This window comes from Stenotrophomonas sp. B2 (assembly GCF_014947095.1).
Classification (GTDB): Bacteria; Pseudomonadota; Gammaproteobacteria; order Xanthomonadales; family Xanthomonadaceae; genus Stenotrophomonas; species Stenotrophomonas maltophilia_P.
Genome location: NZ_JADCQA010000008.1, coordinates 177,605 through 193,765, shown reverse-complemented (window position 1 = coordinate 193,765; position 16,161 = coordinate 177,605). Strand labels below are relative to the sequence as shown.

The following is a 16,161-nucleotide window of genomic DNA, read 5'->3' as shown; positions in this document are numbered from 1 at the left end:
GGCCCACCCGGGGCCGCCGCTTCAATGGTGTAACCCTGAAGTATAGCCGCCGCAGGCGACGATCAATGCCCGCGCAGGTCGCGCGGGCGGAAGCCCATGGCCAGCATCGCCAGCAGATAGGTCAGGCCACCGCCCCCCACCAGCAGGATCAGGCCGCCGATCCGGTGCCATTTATCCATCCCGGTGAAGGCCGGCATCCAGTACAGCAGGGCCAGCAGCACGCCGACCATGCACGCGCAGGCCACCAGCAGCCGCACGAGGTAGCTGCCCCAGCCCGGCAGGCGCTGGTAGACATCGGTCTTGCCCAGCCAGTACCACAGCAGGCCCAGGTTCAGGTAACTGGACAACGCACTGGCAATGCCCAGCGCCAGATGCAGGCCGGGCTGCTTGCCGATGGCGGTCATCACACCCTGCGCCTTCAGCGCGTCCGGCACCATCACCTGATACAGCACGGCCAGCAGGACGAAGTTGAACACCATGTTGGCCACCAGCGCGGCCACGCCGGCACGCACCGGGGTGCGGGTGTCCTGGCGGGCATAGAAGGCCGGCAGGACCACCTTCAACAGGGCGAACGCGGGCAGGCCGAAACTCAGGCCATACACCGACAGCGCGGTCATGCGGGTGTCGAAGGCGGTGAACTGGCGGTACTGGAACAGCGTGGCGATCAGCGGTTCAGCCAGCAGCACCAGGCCCAGCATGGCCGGCACCGAGATCAGCAGGGTCATGCGCAGGCCCCAGTCGAGCGAGCGCGAGAAGCCCTCGCGGTCGGTGCTGACGTGGTGGCGGGCCAACGCCGGCAGGATCACCGTGCCCAGGGCCACGCCGAACACCCCCAGCGGCAACTCCAGGAAGCGGTCGGCCAGGGACAGCCAGGACTGCGAGCCATCCGTCAGCTTGGCCGCGATCAGGGTGTCCAGCAGCAGGTTGATCTGCGCCACCGAGGAACCGAACAGGGTCGGCACCATCAGGGTCAGCACCTTGCGCACACCCGGGTGGTTCCAGCCCCAGCGCGGCAGGGTCAGCAGATTGATGCCCTTGAGCGAGGGCAGCTGGAACAGCAGCTGCAGGATACCGGCCGCCAGCACGGCCCAGCCCAGCGCCAGGATCTGCTTTTCCGGGGTGCCGCCGAGTTGCGGCGCCAACCACAGCGCGCCGGCGATCATGCACAGGTTGAGGATGACCGGGGTCAGCGCCGGCATCGCGAAGCGCTGGAAGCTGTTCAGCGCCCCGCCGGCCAGCGCGGTGAGCGAGACGAACAACAGGAACGGGAAGGTCAGGCGGAACAGATCGACCAGCAGGGTCTGTTTGACCGGGTCGGTATCAGCGCCACTTGAGAACGCCACCGCCAGCTGGGGAGCGAAGATCAACGCCAGCGCGGTGACCACCAGCAGCGTCCCGCCCAAGGTGCCCGCCACGCGTGACATCAGTTCGCGCAGTTCGGTGTGGCTGCGGGTCTCCTTCACCTCGGTGAACACCGGCACGAAGGCAGTGGCGAAGGAGCCTTCGGCGAACAGGCGGCGCAGGAAATTGGGTACCCTGAACGCCACCCAGAACGCATCGGTAACCGCATTGGTGCCGAACGTGGTGGTGATCACCTGGTCCCGGACAAGTCCGAGCACCCGCGAGACCATGGTCATGCTGCTGAACGACAGCAGGCCCCGCAACATCTTCGGTGAACTCACTCAACGTCCCTCTTGACAATCGACTTGACGTACATTTCCCGCGCCATCATACTAGCCAGCTTGCTGTTCCCATAACACCGATTTTTTCAGGAAACCACCACCGTGGCCAATATCAAGTCCGCCAAGAAGCGCGCCAAGCAGACCGTCGTGCGCAACGCGCGCAACGTGGCTCAGCGCTCGATGCTGCGCACCGCTGTCAAGAAAGTGATCAAGGCGCTGGACGCCAACGATGCCGCCGGCGCCGAAGCCGCCTTCGCCGTTGCCCAGCCGATCCTGGATCGCTTCAGCGCGCGTGGCCTGATCCACAAGAACAAGGCTGCTCGCCACAAGAGCCGCCTGAACGACCGCATCAAGGCCCTCAAGGCCGCCTGATCCGGTTGCCGCCGGGGCTGCCGTCCCGGCGACACGCAAAAGCCCGGCTCCGGCCGGGTTTTTTGTTGCCTGCACTCCGCCGCCTCCCCGTTTTCCGTAGAGCCGAGCCCATGCTCGGCTGCTGCCTGCATCGCAACCAACAAAAAACCCGGCCGAAGCCGGGCTTTTCTGGCGGGAGCCACAACGCCCTTACTGCGCGTTGCGGGCCTCCAGCTCCTCTTCCTTCTGCCGATCGAAGAAGGCCATGATCCGGCTCATGATCGGGAAGGTACCTTCGCGCCCCAGGGCGGACACCAGGAACCAGGGCTCCTTCCAGCCCAGCTCGGCCACGATCTGTTCGGCCGCCGCCTTGGCCTCGTCCTCGAACATCAGGTCAGCCTTGTTCAGCACCAGCCAGCGCGGCTTTTGCAGCAGTTCCGGATCGTGCTTTTCCAGCTCGCGCTCGATCGCGCGCACCTGCTCGACCGGGGAGATGCCTTCCACGCCCCCCTCCATCGGCGAGATGTCCACCAGGTGCAGCAGCAGGCGGGTGCGCTGCAGGTGGCGCAGGAACTGCGCGCCCAGGCCGGCACCGTCGGCCGCGCCCTCGATCAGGCCCGGAATATCGGCGATCACGAAGCTGCGGTAGTTCTCGACCTTCACCACGCCCAGATTCGGGTACAGCGTGGTGAACGGGTAGTCGGCCACCTTCGGCGTCGCTGCCGAGACAGCGCGGATCAGGGTGCTCTTGCCGGCATTGGGGAAGCCCAGCAGGCCGACGTCGGCCAGCAGCTTCAGTTCCAGCTTCAGCGTGCGCTCTTCGCCCGGCTCGCCCGGCAGCGCCTGGCGCGGCGAACGGTTGGTCGAGCTCTTGAAGTGCATGTTGCCCAGGCCGCCCCTGCCCCCCTTGGCCACCAGCAGGCGGTCGTTGTGCTGGGTCAGGTCGCCGATGATTTCATCGGTGGCGACGTTGATGACCACGGTGCCAACCGGCACGGTGATGGTCAGATCTTCGCCGCCCTTGCCATAGGCCTGGCGACCCATGCCGTTCTCGCCGCGCTGCGCCCTGAAGATGCGGTCATGGCGGAAGTCGACCAGGGTGTTCAGGTTTTCGTCGGCGCGGATGTACACGCTGCCGCCCGCACCGCCGTCGCCGCCGTCCGGGCCGCCGAGCGGAATGAACTTCTCGCGACGGAAGCCAATGCAGCCGTTGCCGCCGTTGCCGGCGAACACTTCGATTTCTGCTTCGTCTACCAGTTTCATTGTTTCGATGCCTGCGATGGGCGCGGCCAACCTGCCGTCGCCTTGAATGTAATGCCAGCCGATGGCGGGCAACCCGGCGCAGCCGGTCTTGCTTTTACTCTAACGAAAAGCCCCGCCGAAGCGGGGCTCTTCATGCAGCATTCCCATGCCGGGGCACGGGTGCCGGCGGATGCCTGGATCAGGCTTCGGCCGAGACGATGCTGACGGTGCGACGCTTCTTCGGACCCTTGACCGAGAACTCCACCTTGCCGTCCACGAGGGCGAACAGGGTGTGGTCACGGCCCAGGCCGACGCCGGAACCCGGGTGGAACTGGGTGCCGCGCTGGCGCACGATGATGTTGCCTGCTTCGATGGCCTGGCCGCCGAAGATCTTGACGCCGAGGTACTTCGGGTTGGAGTCGCGACCGTTGCGCGAGGAGCCTACGCCCTTTTTATGTGCCATGACTGCTTCTCCTGATGCTTAGCCGGCGATGCCGGTGATCTCGATTTCGGTGTAGTACTGACGGTGACCCTGGCGCTTCATGTGGTGCTTGCGGCGACGGAACTTGATGATCCGGACCTTGTCAGCACGACCCTGGGACAGAACCTTGGCGGTGACGGCGGCGCCCTTCAGCGCATCGCCCAGCTTCACGCCATCGCTGTCGCCCAGCATCAGGATGTTGTCGAACTTGATCTCGCTGCCGACTTCGACTTCGAGCTTTTCAACGCGGAGCTTTTCGCCCTGCGCCACGCGGTATTGCTTACCGCCGGTGACCAGTACTGCGTACATGACCAGGCCTTCCTCTGTAGTTATTGTGGTCTGAGCTGCCGCCATCGAGGGCGGACAGGAGCGGAATTGTACGCAGATCAACGGCCGCGGGTCAAGTCAACCCCTGAACGGCCTGGGGGGGACCGGCCGGAACGAGGTCGGATCCCTTTTCACAACGTGAAAAGGGATCTGACCCCCACCTGTCGGCCTGTCTCAGAAGGTGAGACACCGGGCTGGCATTGTCGCCCATTGCCCCCATCTGGTCACCTCGGTAGGCTGACCGATTGCCGTTCCCTGCTGGCCCGGCACCCAGCCAACGCCCCCACAACCGGATTCCCCATGGCGATGGATTTCATCCGCATCCGCGGCGCGCGGACGCACAACCTGAAGAACCTCGACCTCGACCTGCCCCGCGACAAGCTGATCGTGATCACCGGCCTGTCCGGCTCGGGCAAGTCGTCGCTGGCTTTCGACACGATCTACGCCGAAGGCCAGCGTCGCTACGTCGAGTCGCTGTCGGCCTACGCCCGGCAGTTCCTGAGCGTGATGGAGAAGCCGGACCTTGACCACATCGAGGGCCTGTCTCCGGCGATCTCGATCGAGCAGAAGTCGACGTCGCACAACCCGCGCTCGACGGTCGGCACGATCACCGAGATCTACGACTACCTGCGCCTGCTGTACGCCCGCGTCGGCACGCCGCGCTGCCCCGACCACGGCTATCCGCTGGAAGCGCAGACGGTCAGCCAGATGGTCGACCAGGTGCTGACGCTGGACCCGGAACAGCGCTACATGCTGCTGGCCCCGGTGATCCGCGATCGCAAGGGCGAACACGCGCAGGTATTCGACCAGCTGCGCGCACAGGGCTTCGTGCGCGTGCGCGTGGATGGCGAGCTGCATGAGATCGACGCGGTGCCGCCGCTGGCGCTGCGCCAGAAGCACACCATCGAGGCGGTGATCGACCGCTTCCGCCCGCGCGAGGACATCAAGCAGCGCCTGGCCGAGAGCTTCGAGACCGCGCTGAAACTCGGCGACGGCATGGCCTCGGTGCAGAGCCTGGACAACACCGCCAGCGCGCCGACCCTGTTCTCCTCCAAATACTCCTGCCCGGTCTGCGATTACTCGCTGCCGGAGCTGGAACCGCGCCTGTTCTCGTTCAACGCGCCGATGGGCGCCTGCCCCGGTTGTGATGGCCTGGGCATGGCCGAATTCTTCGATCCCTCGCGCGTGGTCGTGCATCCCGAGCTGTCCCTGGCCGCCGGCGCAGTACGTGGCTGGGACCGTCGCAATGCGTACTATTTCCAGCTGATCGCCTCGCTGGCACGTCACTACAAGTTCGACGTCGATGCCGCCTGGAACTCGCTGCCGGCCAAGGTGCAGCAGGCGGTGCTGTATGGCAGCGGCGAGGACGCAATCACGTTCACCTACTTCACCGAAGCCGGCGGCCGCACCCAGCGCAAGCACCGCTTCGAGGGCATCATTCCCAACCTGGAACGCCGCTACAAGGAAACCGAGTCGGCGGCCGTGCAGGAGGAGCTCGGCAAGTACATCAGCGAGCGCGCCTGCCCCGAGTGCAACGGTGCCCGCCTGAACAAGGCTGCGCGCAACGTGTTCGTGGCCGACCGGCCGCTGCCGGACCTGGTGGTGCTGCCGATCGACGAAGCCCTGAAGTTCTTCAGCGAACTGAGCCTGCCGGGCTGGCGCGGCGAGATCGCCTCGAAGATCGTCAAGGAGATCGGCGAACGCCTGGGCTTCCTGGTCGACGTGGGCCTGGACTACCTCACTCTGGAGCGCAAGGCCGATACCCTCTCCGGTGGCGAGGCACAGCGCATCCGCCTGGCCAGCCAGATCGGTGCCGGCCTGGTCGGCGTGATGTACGTGCTCGACGAGCCGTCGATCGGCCTGCACCAGCGCGACAACGAACGCCTGCTGGGCACCCTCACCCGCCTGCGCGACCTCGGCAACACGGTGATCGTGGTCGAGCATGACGAAGATGCGATCCGCCTGGCCGACTACGTGCTGGACATCGGCCCGGGCGCGGGCGTGCACGGTGGCGAGATCGTCGGCCAGGGCACCCTGCAGGACATCCTGGATGCACCCCGTTCGCTGACGGGCCAGTACCTGTCCGGCAAGCGCTCGATCGAGATTCCGGCGCGCCGGCACCGGCCGAATCCGAAGATGACCCTGCATCTGCGCGGCGCCAGCGGCAACAACCTGAAGGGGGTGGACCTGTCGATTCCCTCGGGCCTGCTGACCTGCGTGACCGGCGTGTCCGGCTCGGGCAAGTCGACGCTGATCAATGACACCCTGTTCTCGCTGGCCGCCAACGAGATCAACGGCTCCTCGCACCCGGTCGCCCCGTACAAGGAGATCGATGGCCTGGACCTGTTCGACAAGGTCGTGGACATCGACCAGTCGCCGATCGGCCGCACCCCGCGCTCGAACCCGGCCACCTACACCGGCCTGTTCACCCCGCTGCGCGAGCTGTTCGCACAGGTGCCCGAAGCGCGTGCGCGTGGTTATTCACCGGGTCGTTTCAGCTTCAACGTGCGCGGCGGACGCTGCGAGGCGTGCCAGGGTGATGGCCTGATCAAGGTCGAGATGCACTTCCTGCCGGACGTGTATGTGCCCTGCGATGTCTGCCACGGCAAGCGCTACAACCGCGAAACGCTGGAGATCCTGTACAAGGGCTTCAACATCAACGATGTGCTGGAAATGACCGTCGAAGATGCGCTGAAGCTGTTCGAGCCCGTGCCGTCGATCGCGCGCAAGCTGGAAACGCTGGTGGATGTCGGCCTGAGCTACATCAAGCTGGGACAGAGCGCGACCACGCTGTCCGGTGGTGAAGCGCAGCGCGTGAAGCTGTCCAAGGAGCTGTCGCGCCGCGATACCGGCCGCACCCTGTACATCCTCGATGAACCGACCACCGGCCTGCACTTCCACGACATCGAAGCGCTGCTGGGCGTGCTGCACAAGCTGCGCGACGAAGGCAACACGGTGGTGGTGATCGAGCACAACCTCGATGTGATCAAGACCGCCGACTGGATCGTCGACCTGGGGCCGGAAGGCGGCCACCGGGGTGGCACCATCCTGGTCACCGGCACGCCGGAAGACGTGGCCGCCTGCCCGCAGTCGTACACCGGGCAGTTCCTGGCACGCATGCTGCCGTCCACCAGTGCGCGCCCGGAGCAGCCGGCCGCCGTGGCCAACAAGCCCGACGCCCGGCCGCCGCGCAAGGTGAAGCCGGAGAAGGTGGCGAAGAAGGCCGTGGCCGCCAAGAGCACCGGCAAGGCCAGCAAGAGCACGACCAAGAAGAAGGACGCCTGATGAGCAGCGAACACAAGATCCTGGCCCGCATCCCGATCAGCGTGCGCTGGCGCGACATGGACAGCATGGGCCATGTGAACAACGCCAAGTACATCTCCTACCTGGAGGAAGCGCGCGTGCGCTGGATGCTGGGCGTGGAAGGCGTGTCGATGACCGACCGCATCGCGCCGGTGGTGGCCGCGACCAACGTCAACTACCGGCTGCCGATCGTGTGGCCCAACGACATCCTGGTCGAACTGTTCGTCGAGCGCCTGGGCAACAGCAGCGTCACCATCGGTCATCGCATCGTCGACCAGCAGGACGAGTCGAAGCTGTACTCCGATGGCAACGTGGTGGTGGTCTGGATGGATACCCAGACCGGCAAAAGCGCGCCGCTGCCGGACGCGATCCGCAGCGCATCGAGCTGATGCACTGCGGGTGGGTGCCGGCCCGGGTCGGCCCCACCCCGCCGGGCATGGCCCGGCGCTACCGACGCCGGTCCGACCCTGATGCCCGGCGGAACGGGCGCTGCATCATGGAGCGGCCTTGCGTACCGTCAGCGTTGCGCTGGCGGTGCCACCGCCCTCCAGCTGCAACTGCAGCGGCACGACCTGCCCTTCCTTCAAAGCTCCCTCGCCTTCCATCAGCATCAGGTGCAGGCCACCGGGCTTGAGCTCGGTGCGCGCCCCGGCTGCAATCGGCAGCCGTTCGACTTCGCGCATCCGGCTGACACCGTCGACCACGGTGGTCTCGTGCAGTGACACGTCGCCGAAGGCCCTGCTGCCCGCGCCCACCACCGTCACCGGCGCTGCGCAGCGGTTCACGATCGTCCCGTAACCCGCCGTCATCGGCATGGCCGGGTTCGGCGGCAGGCGCACCCAGCCCTGCTCCACCGTCACACAGCGCGATTCCGCCGCCGCTGCTGCGGACGCACACAGAAGCAACAGTACGCCAACGAATGGTTTGGTTATCATCGCCCACGTTCCTTCTTCGCAACGAGACCGCAGCATGACGACGCTCATCGAGGTGATCAACCATGGTCCCATCCGCGAACTGCGCCTGGCGCGGCCGCCGGTCAATGCGCTGGACACCGACCTGTGCCGGCAGCTGATCCACGCCGTCGAGCAGGCCATGACCGACGATGCGCACGGCATCGTGCTGTCCGGCAGCGAGCGCGTGTTCACCGGCGGCATGGACGTGCCACACCTGCTCTCCCACGGCGATGACAAGCACAAGCTGCTGGATACCTGGAATGCCTTCTTCGGCGCGGTACGTACGCTGGCCGAGAGCCGCATCCCGGTGGTCGCCGCGATCACCGGCCACGCCCCTGCCGGCGGTTGCGTGCTCGCCCTGTGCTGCGATTACCGGGTGATGGCGCGCAGCGCCGACCCGGCACGCCCGTATGCCATCGGACTGAACGAGGTGCAGGTCGGCCTGATCGCACCGGAAGGCATCCAGCGCCTGCTGCGCCGTACCGTCGGCGTGCACCGCGCGGGGGTGCTGCTCACCACCGGTGCCCTGGTGCCGGCCGAGCAGGCGCTGCAGATCGGCCTGGTCGACGAACTGGCCGAGGGCGATCTGGTGGTCGCCCGCGCCGTGGCCTGGCTGCAGAACCTGCTCAGGCAGCCGCGGCAGCCGATGCTGCTGACCCGCGCCGTGGCCCGCAATGACCTGCACGAAGCGCTGCACCCGGACCTGATCCAGCTGGACCGGTTCGTAGAGGCCTGGTTCGCCCCGGACGCACAGAATGCCCTGCAGGCGCTGGTGGCGCGGCTGGGCAAGTAGGCGGTCGTGCTGGCCAGCGGCCGGCACGACCGAAGTTGGGGCATCGCGTGGCAGCGGGGTCAGATCCCTTTCGCCAGGCGAAAGGGATCTGACCCCTGACCGGTATAATCGGTCCTTCTTCACTGCTGTGGCCGCCCCCTTGAACGACACGCCCGAACCCGTCGTCTCCGAGCTGATCGACCTGCTCACCCTGGAGCGGCTGGAGGACAACCTGTTCCGCGGACAAAGCCGCGACATCGGCACCAAGTACGTGTTCGGCGGGCAGGTGCTGGGCCAGGCGCTGGCCGCCGCCCAGGCCACGGTCGACAACGGGCGCCATGTGCATTCGCTGCACGCGTATTTCCTGCGGGCCGGCAACATCGACCATCCGATCGTCTACGACGTGGACCGCACCCGCGATGGCGGCAGCTTCTCCGTGCGCCGGGTGACCGCGATCCAGCATGGCAAGGTGATCTTCTTCTGTGCTGCCTCGTTCCAGCAGGCGGAGACCGGTGCCGAGCATCAGCACAAGATGCCCGAAGTGCCTCAACCGGAAGACATCGAGCCGAACCGCCCGTTGCCGGCCGAAGTGCTGGAGCGGCTGCCGATCAAAGTGCAGCGCTGGCTCTCGCGCGGTGGCCCGTTCGAGTTCCGCCACGTCTATCCCCGCGACGAACTGAATCCGCCCAAGCGCCCGCCCTATCACCAGGTCTGGATGCGGTTGAGCGAACCGGTCGGCGATGCCCCCGAGCTGCACCAGGCGCTGCTGGCCTACGCGTCCGACTTCCATCTGCTGGGCACGGCGACCTTCCCGCACGGCATCAGCTACTACCATCCGCACGTGCAGATGGCCTCGCTCGACCACGCGATCTGGTTCCACCGCCCGTTCCGCGCCGACGACTGGCTGCTCTATTCGCTGGACAGCCCCAGTGCGCAGGACTCGCGCGGCCTCGCCCGCGGCCAGTTCTTCACCCGCAATGGCGTGCTGGTGGCCAGCACGGCACAGGAGGGCCTGATCCGCGTGGTTCCCGACCAGACTGCAGCGGCCGCCGTGCCGGCCAAGGACTGATCCGATGCGTCAGATCTTCAGCAGCCAGCGTGTGGAAACCGTCGAGGGCGTGGCCGAGCTCCTGCGCAGCCATGGCATCGAAGTGAAGGTGACCAATGGTCGCTCGTACAAGACCCGGCGGCGCGGCCAGTTCAGCTATACCGACCTGGGCAATACGCAGGGCTATCCAGCGGTCTGGATCGTGCGCGCCGACGACCAGCCGCGTGCGCGCGACATCCTGCGCGATGCACGCCTGCTCGATACCACCCGCCGCGACCATCCCACGGCCGAGTTCGCGTTCCGCGACACGCCGGATGCCGGCAGCGGCGGGCGCAGCTGGGCCTGGCGGATCCGCATCGCACTGCTGGTGGTGATCGCTGGCGTGGCGCTGGTGATCGGCCTGCGCCACCGCGGTGGCCCGGCCCCCGCAGCACCCGCCCCCGCCCCACAGACGCAACCGCAGCAGCCCGCGCCGGAACAGGAAGAAGTGCGGGTCCGCATCCAGCCCTCGAAATGACGCGCCGGTAGCGCCGGGCCATGCCCGGCGAGCGCAGCGGACAGAAAAGCCGCCGGGCATGGCCCGGCGCTACCGGCAGGCGGGCCGGTCACATCGGGCGCGCAGCTCCGTCTTGGGACACAATCCAGCAGGAGCTGCCGCCATGACGACTTTCGCTGCAACGATCGACGAGACGCTTGAACGCGAGCTGCCGGCGGCCAGCAGTGGCTGCCAGCACGCCTATGGGCGCATCGTGCTCGCCTGCCAGAACACCGTGACCGCCATCGCCCTGGCCATCACCGGCGATCGCCAGGCCAGCGAGGACATCGCGCAGGAAGCGTTCGTGAAGGGCTGGCAGCAGCTGCACCAGCTGCGCAGTTCCACCAGCTTCCTGCCCTGGCTGCGGCAGATCACCCGCAACCTCGCGCGCGACTGGCTGCGTGCACAGCGCGGCAGGCCCCTGAGCGGCGAGGCCGCCGAAGTTGCGCTGGGCATGGCGGCCGACCCCTCGCCGACTGCCGCCGACCGCCTGCAGCGACTGGAAGAGGAGGTTGCCGCCGAGGACATCATCTCGGCGCTGCCCACCGACAGCCGCGAAGTCCTGCTGCTTTACTACCGGGAAGGTCAGCGCTCGCAGCAGGTGGCGGACCTGCTGGGCCTGAGTGATGCGGCGGTGCGCAAGCGCCTGTCGCGGGCCCGCGCGCAGGTCCGCGAGGGACTGCTGCAGCGCTTCGGCGAATTCGCGCGCAGCAGCGCACCCAGCGCTGCCTTCGCAACCACCGTGGTCTCGATGGTGCTGATCGCTGCGCCCGGCACGGCCAGTGCCGCGATCCTGCTCGGCACCGGTGTGGGCATTGGCGGCAGCAAGCTGGGGTTGGGCGGCGCCAGCGCAGCCGGCGGTACCGCGATGGGATCGCTGACAGCGGCGCTGGGGCACCTGCATCTGGTCCCGGCCCACAACTGGGCAGCGATCGCCGGTGCCGTGCTGGGCGGCGTGCTGGGCAGCTACCTGGGCGGTCGCTTCCTGCTGTCCTACGCCGAAACGGAACCGGAGCGGGCCCAGGTCCGGCGCTTCGTCCATCTCAACACCTGGACCGTGATGGCCTGCTGCCTGTCCATACTGCTGGTCGTGCTGCTGCAGACGCCGGTATGGGTACACCTGGTGGTCATGGCCATCGGCCTGGGTGCGGTCAACTACCAGTGCCTGGGACCGCTGCAGCGCCTGATGCGGCCCTTGATCGTGCGCGACGCAGCGCGGCGCGGGCGGCAGGGCATCAACTGGAAGTACGAAGCGATGTACGGCCGCAGCGCCATCATCGCGATGAACCTGCTGGTGATCGCCCTGGTGGCCTATACGCTGCTCGACAGCGGTCGCCTGTAACGGACGACGCCGGCAGTCTGCCGGCGTCGTCGTTGAACGTTGCGCCGTGATCAGCGCTGCGGCTTCGGTGCGGCGCCGTCACGCGGGCCCCCGTGGCGCGGGCCGCCATGCATCGGGCCCTTCGCCGCATCGAATTCGGCCTTGCTCAACTGGCCGTCCTTGTTGGTGTCGGCAGCGGCGAACCAGGCGTCGCGATGCTGCTTCATGCGCAGCTCGCGATCAGCCTTGTCCAGATAGCCGTCCTTGTTGAGATCGAGCTGGTCGAAACGTGCCGCCAGGCGCGGATCGGCCTTGGCCTCTTCGCGGCTGATGCGGCCGTCCTTGTCGGTGTCCAGCCTGGCCCAGCGCTCGCCGCCATGGCCGCCACGACGACCATGCTGCCCGCGCGGCATTTCATCGCGCGACAGCCTGCCGTCCTTGTTGCGGTCCAGTTCGTCGAACTTGGCCGCCAGACGTGGGTTGGCAGCGGCCTCGCTGCGGTCGATGACACCGTCACCGTTGGTGTCCAGCTTGGCCGGACGCTGTGCCGGTGCGGTCGGGGGAGTCGCCGCCAGCGCGACACCGGAGGCGGACGTGGCAAGCAGCAGGGCCAGCAGCAGGGGGGTACGGATCATGAGGTCACTCCTGGGGATGAGGTTGCGTCGGGGTGATCAGTTCACCCTCGAATGACAACAACGCCCGGCCGCGACGGCGGTTGACGCGGTCGCCAGTTCCGTTCATCCGGCGGACAGTCGCGTTCATTGCGACACGCTGGGGCTATGCTGTGGCCATGGCGATCCACGGCGACAGAGACGACGAACTGCGGCTGTTCCAGACCGGCGAGCACCCCTGCGGGTACTGGCCGGACCGGGTGGCGCGCGACCTTGTGATGGATCCCCACGACCGTCGCCTGGGCGGCCTGTATCCCCTCGCACTCAGCTGGGGCTTCCGCCGCAGCGGCGACCTGGTCTATCGGCCCCACTGCGCGCAGTGCCATGCCTGTGTGGCGGTACGGATTCCGGTGGCCCGGTTCGCGCCGGACCGCAGCCAGCGTCGCTGCGCCACCCGCAACGCCGACCTGGAGGTGCGGATCACCGCCGCCACTGCGCGCGAGGATCTGTTTGCCCTCTACCACCGCTATCTGGTGCACCGCCACGCCAACGGCGGCATGGACGATCATGGCCCGCACGAGTTCGAGCAGTTCCTGATCGGCAGCTGGTCGCACACCCGCTTCCTGGAGATGCGCCTGCCGGGCCACGATGGCCGGCCCAGCCAGCTGCTCGGAGTGGCCGTCACCGATGTCACCGAGCACGGCCTTTCGGCGGTCTATACCTTCTTCGATCCAGACCACGCAGCGCGGGGACTGGGCACGTTCGCCATCCTGCAGCAGATCGAATGGGCGCGTCGCGAAGGACTGCCGCACGTCTATCTGGGCTACTGGATCCGTGAACACCAGAAAATGGACTACAAGCGCCGCTTCCGTCCGCTGGAGGCCTATGATGGCCGTCGCTGGCACGATTTCGACTGCGATCTGGACGGCCGCTGACAAACCGCTGACACCGGGCGGGGTGCACAATAGGCGGCATGAACACCCAACCCCTGATTCTTGCTCTGGCCCTGCTGTGTGGCGCTGCGGCCCCTGCTCTTGCCAGGACCCCTGCGATGACCGAAACACCGTCCGCATCGCTGCGCCTGGCCACCTACAACACGTCCCTGTACTCCGATGAGGCCGGCGGCCTGATCAGGGAGCTTGAAGGCGACAGCGCGCATGCGCGCAAGATTGCCGCCGTGCTGCAGCAGGTGCGCCCGGACCTGGTGCTGCTGAACGAATTCGATTTCGACGACGCCCATCGCGCCGCCGACCTGTTCCAGAAGCGCTACCTGGAAGTGGCGCAGCCGGGCGGCGGCGCGCCGCTGCACTTCGCCTACCGCTACCTGGCCCCGGTCAACACCGGCGTGCCCAGTGGCCTGGACCTGGACAACAACGGCGTGGTCGGCGGCGAAGGTCGCAGCCGTGGCAACGATGCCTGGGGCTACGGCCTGCACCCGGGCCAATACGGCATGCTGGTGCTGTCGCGCTACCCGATCGATGAAGCCAGGGTACGCAGCTTCCAGCTGCTGAAGTGGAGCACGATGCCGGGCGCGATCCGTCCGGTCGATCCGCGCAGCGGGCAGAGCTTCTACAGCGACGCCGTGTGGTCGAAGCTGCGCCTGTCGTCGAAGTCGCACTGGGATGTACCGGTGCAGACCCCGGCAGGCGTGGTGCATGCGCTGGTCTCGCACCCGACGCCGCCGGTGTTCGACGGCCCGGAAAAGCGCAACGCGGCGCGCAACCACGACGAACTGCGCCTGTGGCAGGAGTATCTCACCGCGGGTGACAAGCCCTGGCTGTGCGACGACAAGGGCCAGTGCGGAGGTCTGGCGCAGGATGCACGCTTCGTGATCCTCGGCGATCTCAACAACGACCCGGTCGACGGCGATGGCCGCCACGAGGCGATCGTCGAACTGATCGAGAACGCACGCGTATTGCGCTACCCCACCCCGCGCAGCGCGGGGGGTGAGGAAACCAGCCTCGCCTATGCCGCCAAGGGCATCGTGCGCAAGGGTGCGCCTTTCCACGCCACCGGCGACTTTGGCCCGAAGTCCGGCACCCTGCGACTGGATTACGTGCTGCCTTCCACCGGGTTCCAGTACGTGGGCAGCGGCGTGTTCTGGCCAGCCAGCAACAGCCCTGAAGCGAAGATTGCCGACGGCAGCGACCACCACCTGGTGTGGGTGGATGTGAAGTGACCCCAGGCGCCAGGCGCGCTGCTCTGCCTTGCAGAAAGCCGCCGGGCGCGGCCCGGCGCTACCGGCTTACGGGCGCAGCTCGACGCCGATGGCGTCGGCGGCATCACGGGCGATCGAGCGCGCCTCGTCGATGGTGTCGGCGCGCGCCAGGGTGACGCCGACACGGCGCTGACCGTGCACGCTCGGCTTGCCGAACAGGCGCACGGCCGTATCCGGCACCTGCAGTGCGGCCGCGACGTTGTTGAAGTACGGCACGCCTTCGCCCTGCGCCAGCAATGCACAGGATGCCGACGGACCACTCTGGCGGATCACCGGAACCGGCAGGCCCAGGATGGCGCGTGCGTGCAGCGCGAACTCGCTCAGTTCCTGCGATACCAGCGTCACCAGGCCAGTGTCGTGCGGGCGCGGCGACACTTCGCTGAACCACACTTCATCGCCCTTCACGAACAGCTCCACGCCGAACAGGCCCCAGCCACCCAGGTCATCGGTGATCGCACGCGAGATCTCCTCCGCGCGCGCCAGCGCCTTGTCCGACATCGGCTGCGGCTGCCAGCTCTCGCGGTAATCGCCGTCCTTCTGCAGATGACCGATCGGCGCGCAGAACGAGGTGCCTGCCGCGTGGCGCACGGTCAGCAGAGTGATCTCGTAGTCGAAATCGATGAATCCCTCGACGATGCAGCGGCCGGCGCCCGCGCGGCCGCCGGTCTGCGCATACTCCCAGGCCGGCGCGATGTCCGCTTCGCTGCGCAGCGTGCTCTGTCCCTTGCCCGAGGAGGACATCACCGGCTTGACCACGCACGGCAGGCCGATGGCGGCCACGGCGGCGCGGTACTCCGCCTCGGTATCGACAAAGCGGTAGGGCGAGGTTGGCAGGCCCAGCGTCTCGGCGGCCAAGCGGCGGATGCCTTCACGGTCCATGGTCAGGCGTGCGGCACGCGCGGTGGGGATCACCCGCAGGCCCTGCTCCTGTTCCAGCTGTACCAGCGTCTCGGTGTGGATCGCCTCGATCTCCGGCACCACCAGATGAGGCTGTTCCTGGGCGATCAGCGCACGCAGCGCCATCGCATCCAGCATGTCGATCACGTGCGAACGATGCGCGACCTGCATGGCGGGCGCATCGGCGTAGCGGTCGGCGGCGATCACCTCCACGCCCAGCCGCTGCAGCTCGATGGCCACTTCCTTGCCGAGTTCGCCCGAGCCCAGCAGCAGCACACGGGTGGCGGAGGGCGAGAGGGGGGTTCCGAGCTTGGCCATGGAGGGGTCCGGCAGTGATGTGAAGGCGGGTGGGCATTCTAGCCGGTCCAGCGGCGGTTCCCGACGAACGGTAGTCGCCATCTGATATCAATTTGATATCGT

General features: G+C 67.2%; 16 protein-coding genes. 9 read left to right on the top strand and 7 right to left on the bottom strand.

What is annotated here, in order from left to right; translation table 11 throughout:
* Positions 1–62: 62 nt before the first annotated feature.
* Positions 63–1,667, bottom strand: coding sequence for a murein biosynthesis integral membrane protein MurJ (murJ, locus tag IMX13_RS11805; RefSeq protein ID WP_053516124.1), 1,605 nt, complete (start codon positions 1,665–1,667; stop codon positions 63–65).
* Between the two features lie 117 nt (positions 1,668–1,784).
* On the opposite strand from murJ, the gene rpsT reads away from it, so the two are divergent.
* A complete protein-coding gene (rpsT, locus tag IMX13_RS11800) occupies positions 1,785–2,054 on the top strand; it encodes a 30S ribosomal protein S20 (protein WP_005408560.1) in 270 nt (89 codons plus the stop codon).
* A gap of 189 nt (positions 2,055–2,243) precedes the next feature.
* On the opposite strand, the gene cgtA is transcribed toward rpsT, so the two are convergent.
* From cgtA to rplU, 3 genes are all read right to left on the bottom strand, one after another.
* Positions 2,244–3,296, bottom strand: coding sequence for an Obg family GTPase CgtA (gene cgtA / locus IMX13_RS11795; protein ID WP_065181115.1), 1,053 nt, complete (start codon positions 3,294–3,296; stop codon positions 2,244–2,246).
* A gap of 178 nt (positions 3,297–3,474) precedes the next feature.
* The gene (gene rpmA, locus IMX13_RS11790) at positions 3,475–3,738 is read right to left on the bottom strand and encodes a 50S ribosomal protein L27 (protein WP_053516127.1); all 264 of its coding nucleotides are present in this window, start codon (positions 3,736–3,738) and stop codon (positions 3,475–3,477) included.
* Between the two features lie 18 nt (positions 3,739–3,756).
* Positions 3,757–4,065 (bottom strand): 50S ribosomal protein L21, encoded by a 309-nt coding sequence (rplU, locus tag IMX13_RS11785; protein ID WP_006424709.1) that lies wholly within the window; start codon positions 4,063–4,065, stop codon positions 3,757–3,759.
* Positions 4,066–4,383: 318 nt separating this feature from the next.
* Between rplU and uvrA the strand changes: the two genes are divergently transcribed.
* Positions 4,384–7,368: an excinuclease ABC subunit UvrA gene (gene uvrA / locus IMX13_RS11780; RefSeq protein WP_053516129.1), complete on the top strand. Its 2,985-nt coding sequence runs from the start codon at positions 4,384–4,386 to the stop codon at positions 7,366–7,368.
* Positions 7,368–7,775: a thioesterase family protein gene (locus tag IMX13_RS11775; protein WP_053516131.1), complete on the top strand. Its 408-nt coding sequence runs from the start codon at positions 7,368–7,370 to the stop codon at positions 7,773–7,775. The genes uvrA and IMX13_RS11775 overlap by 1 nt, the downstream gene beginning before the upstream one ends.
* A gap of 105 nt (positions 7,776–7,880) precedes the next feature.
* Here IMX13_RS11775 and IMX13_RS11770 read toward each other — a convergent pair whose 3' ends face one another.
* Positions 7,881–8,321 carry a copper chaperone PCu(A)C gene (locus IMX13_RS11770; RefSeq protein WP_053516133.1) on the bottom strand — a complete coding sequence of 147 codons (441 nt, stop codon included), beginning with the start codon at positions 8,319–8,321 and terminating at the stop codon, positions 7,881–7,883.
* A gap of 34 nt (positions 8,322–8,355) precedes the next feature.
* Here IMX13_RS11770 and IMX13_RS11765 point away from each other — a divergent pair, with 34 nt between their 5' ends.
* The 4 genes from IMX13_RS11765 (at position 8,356) to IMX13_RS11750 (ending at position 12,036) form a co-directional block, all read left to right on the top strand.
* Positions 8,356–9,132, top strand: a complete 777-nt coding sequence (locus IMX13_RS11765; protein WP_193396418.1) for an enoyl-CoA hydratase/isomerase family protein — start codon at positions 8,356–8,358, stop codon at positions 9,130–9,132.
* 139 nt (positions 9,133–9,271) lie between these two features.
* Positions 9,272–10,180: an acyl-CoA thioesterase II gene (gene tesB, locus IMX13_RS11760; RefSeq protein WP_065174609.1), complete on the top strand. Its 909-nt coding sequence runs from the start codon at positions 9,272–9,274 to the stop codon at positions 10,178–10,180.
* Between the two features lie 4 nt (positions 10,181–10,184).
* The gene (locus IMX13_RS11755; protein ID WP_053516139.1) at positions 10,185–10,676 is read left to right on the top strand and encodes a pathogenicity-like protein; all 492 of its coding nucleotides are present in this window, start codon (positions 10,185–10,187) and stop codon (positions 10,674–10,676) included.
* A 142-nt stretch (positions 10,677–10,818) separates the two neighbouring features.
* Entirely contained in the window at positions 10,819–12,036 is a 1,218-nt protein-coding gene (locus IMX13_RS11750; protein ID WP_111186573.1) for an RNA polymerase sigma factor, read from the top strand.
* 50 nt (positions 12,037–12,086) lie between these two features.
* Here the strand turns inward: IMX13_RS11750 and IMX13_RS11745 are convergent, their stop codons facing one another.
* Positions 12,087–12,650: an EF-hand domain-containing protein gene (locus IMX13_RS11745; RefSeq protein WP_053516143.1), complete on the bottom strand. Its 564-nt coding sequence runs from the start codon at positions 12,648–12,650 to the stop codon at positions 12,087–12,089.
* A 155-nt stretch (positions 12,651–12,805) separates the two neighbouring features.
* On the opposite strand from IMX13_RS11745, the gene IMX13_RS11740 reads away from it, so the two are divergent.
* Entirely contained in the window at positions 12,806–13,561 is a 756-nt protein-coding gene (locus tag IMX13_RS11740; RefSeq protein WP_193396417.1) for an arginyltransferase, read from the top strand.
* A 38-nt stretch (positions 13,562–13,599) separates the two neighbouring features.
* Positions 13,600–14,805 (top strand): endonuclease/exonuclease/phosphatase family protein, encoded by a 1,206-nt coding sequence (locus IMX13_RS11735; protein WP_193396416.1) that lies wholly within the window; start codon positions 13,600–13,602, stop codon positions 14,803–14,805.
* 66 nt (positions 14,806–14,871) lie between these two features.
* Here the strand turns inward: IMX13_RS11735 and purT are convergent, their stop codons facing one another.
* A complete protein-coding gene (gene purT / locus IMX13_RS11730; RefSeq protein ID WP_053516148.1) occupies positions 14,872–16,059 on the bottom strand; it encodes a formate-dependent phosphoribosylglycinamide formyltransferase in 1,188 nt (395 codons plus the stop codon).
* Positions 16,060–16,161 lie beyond the last annotated feature (102 nt).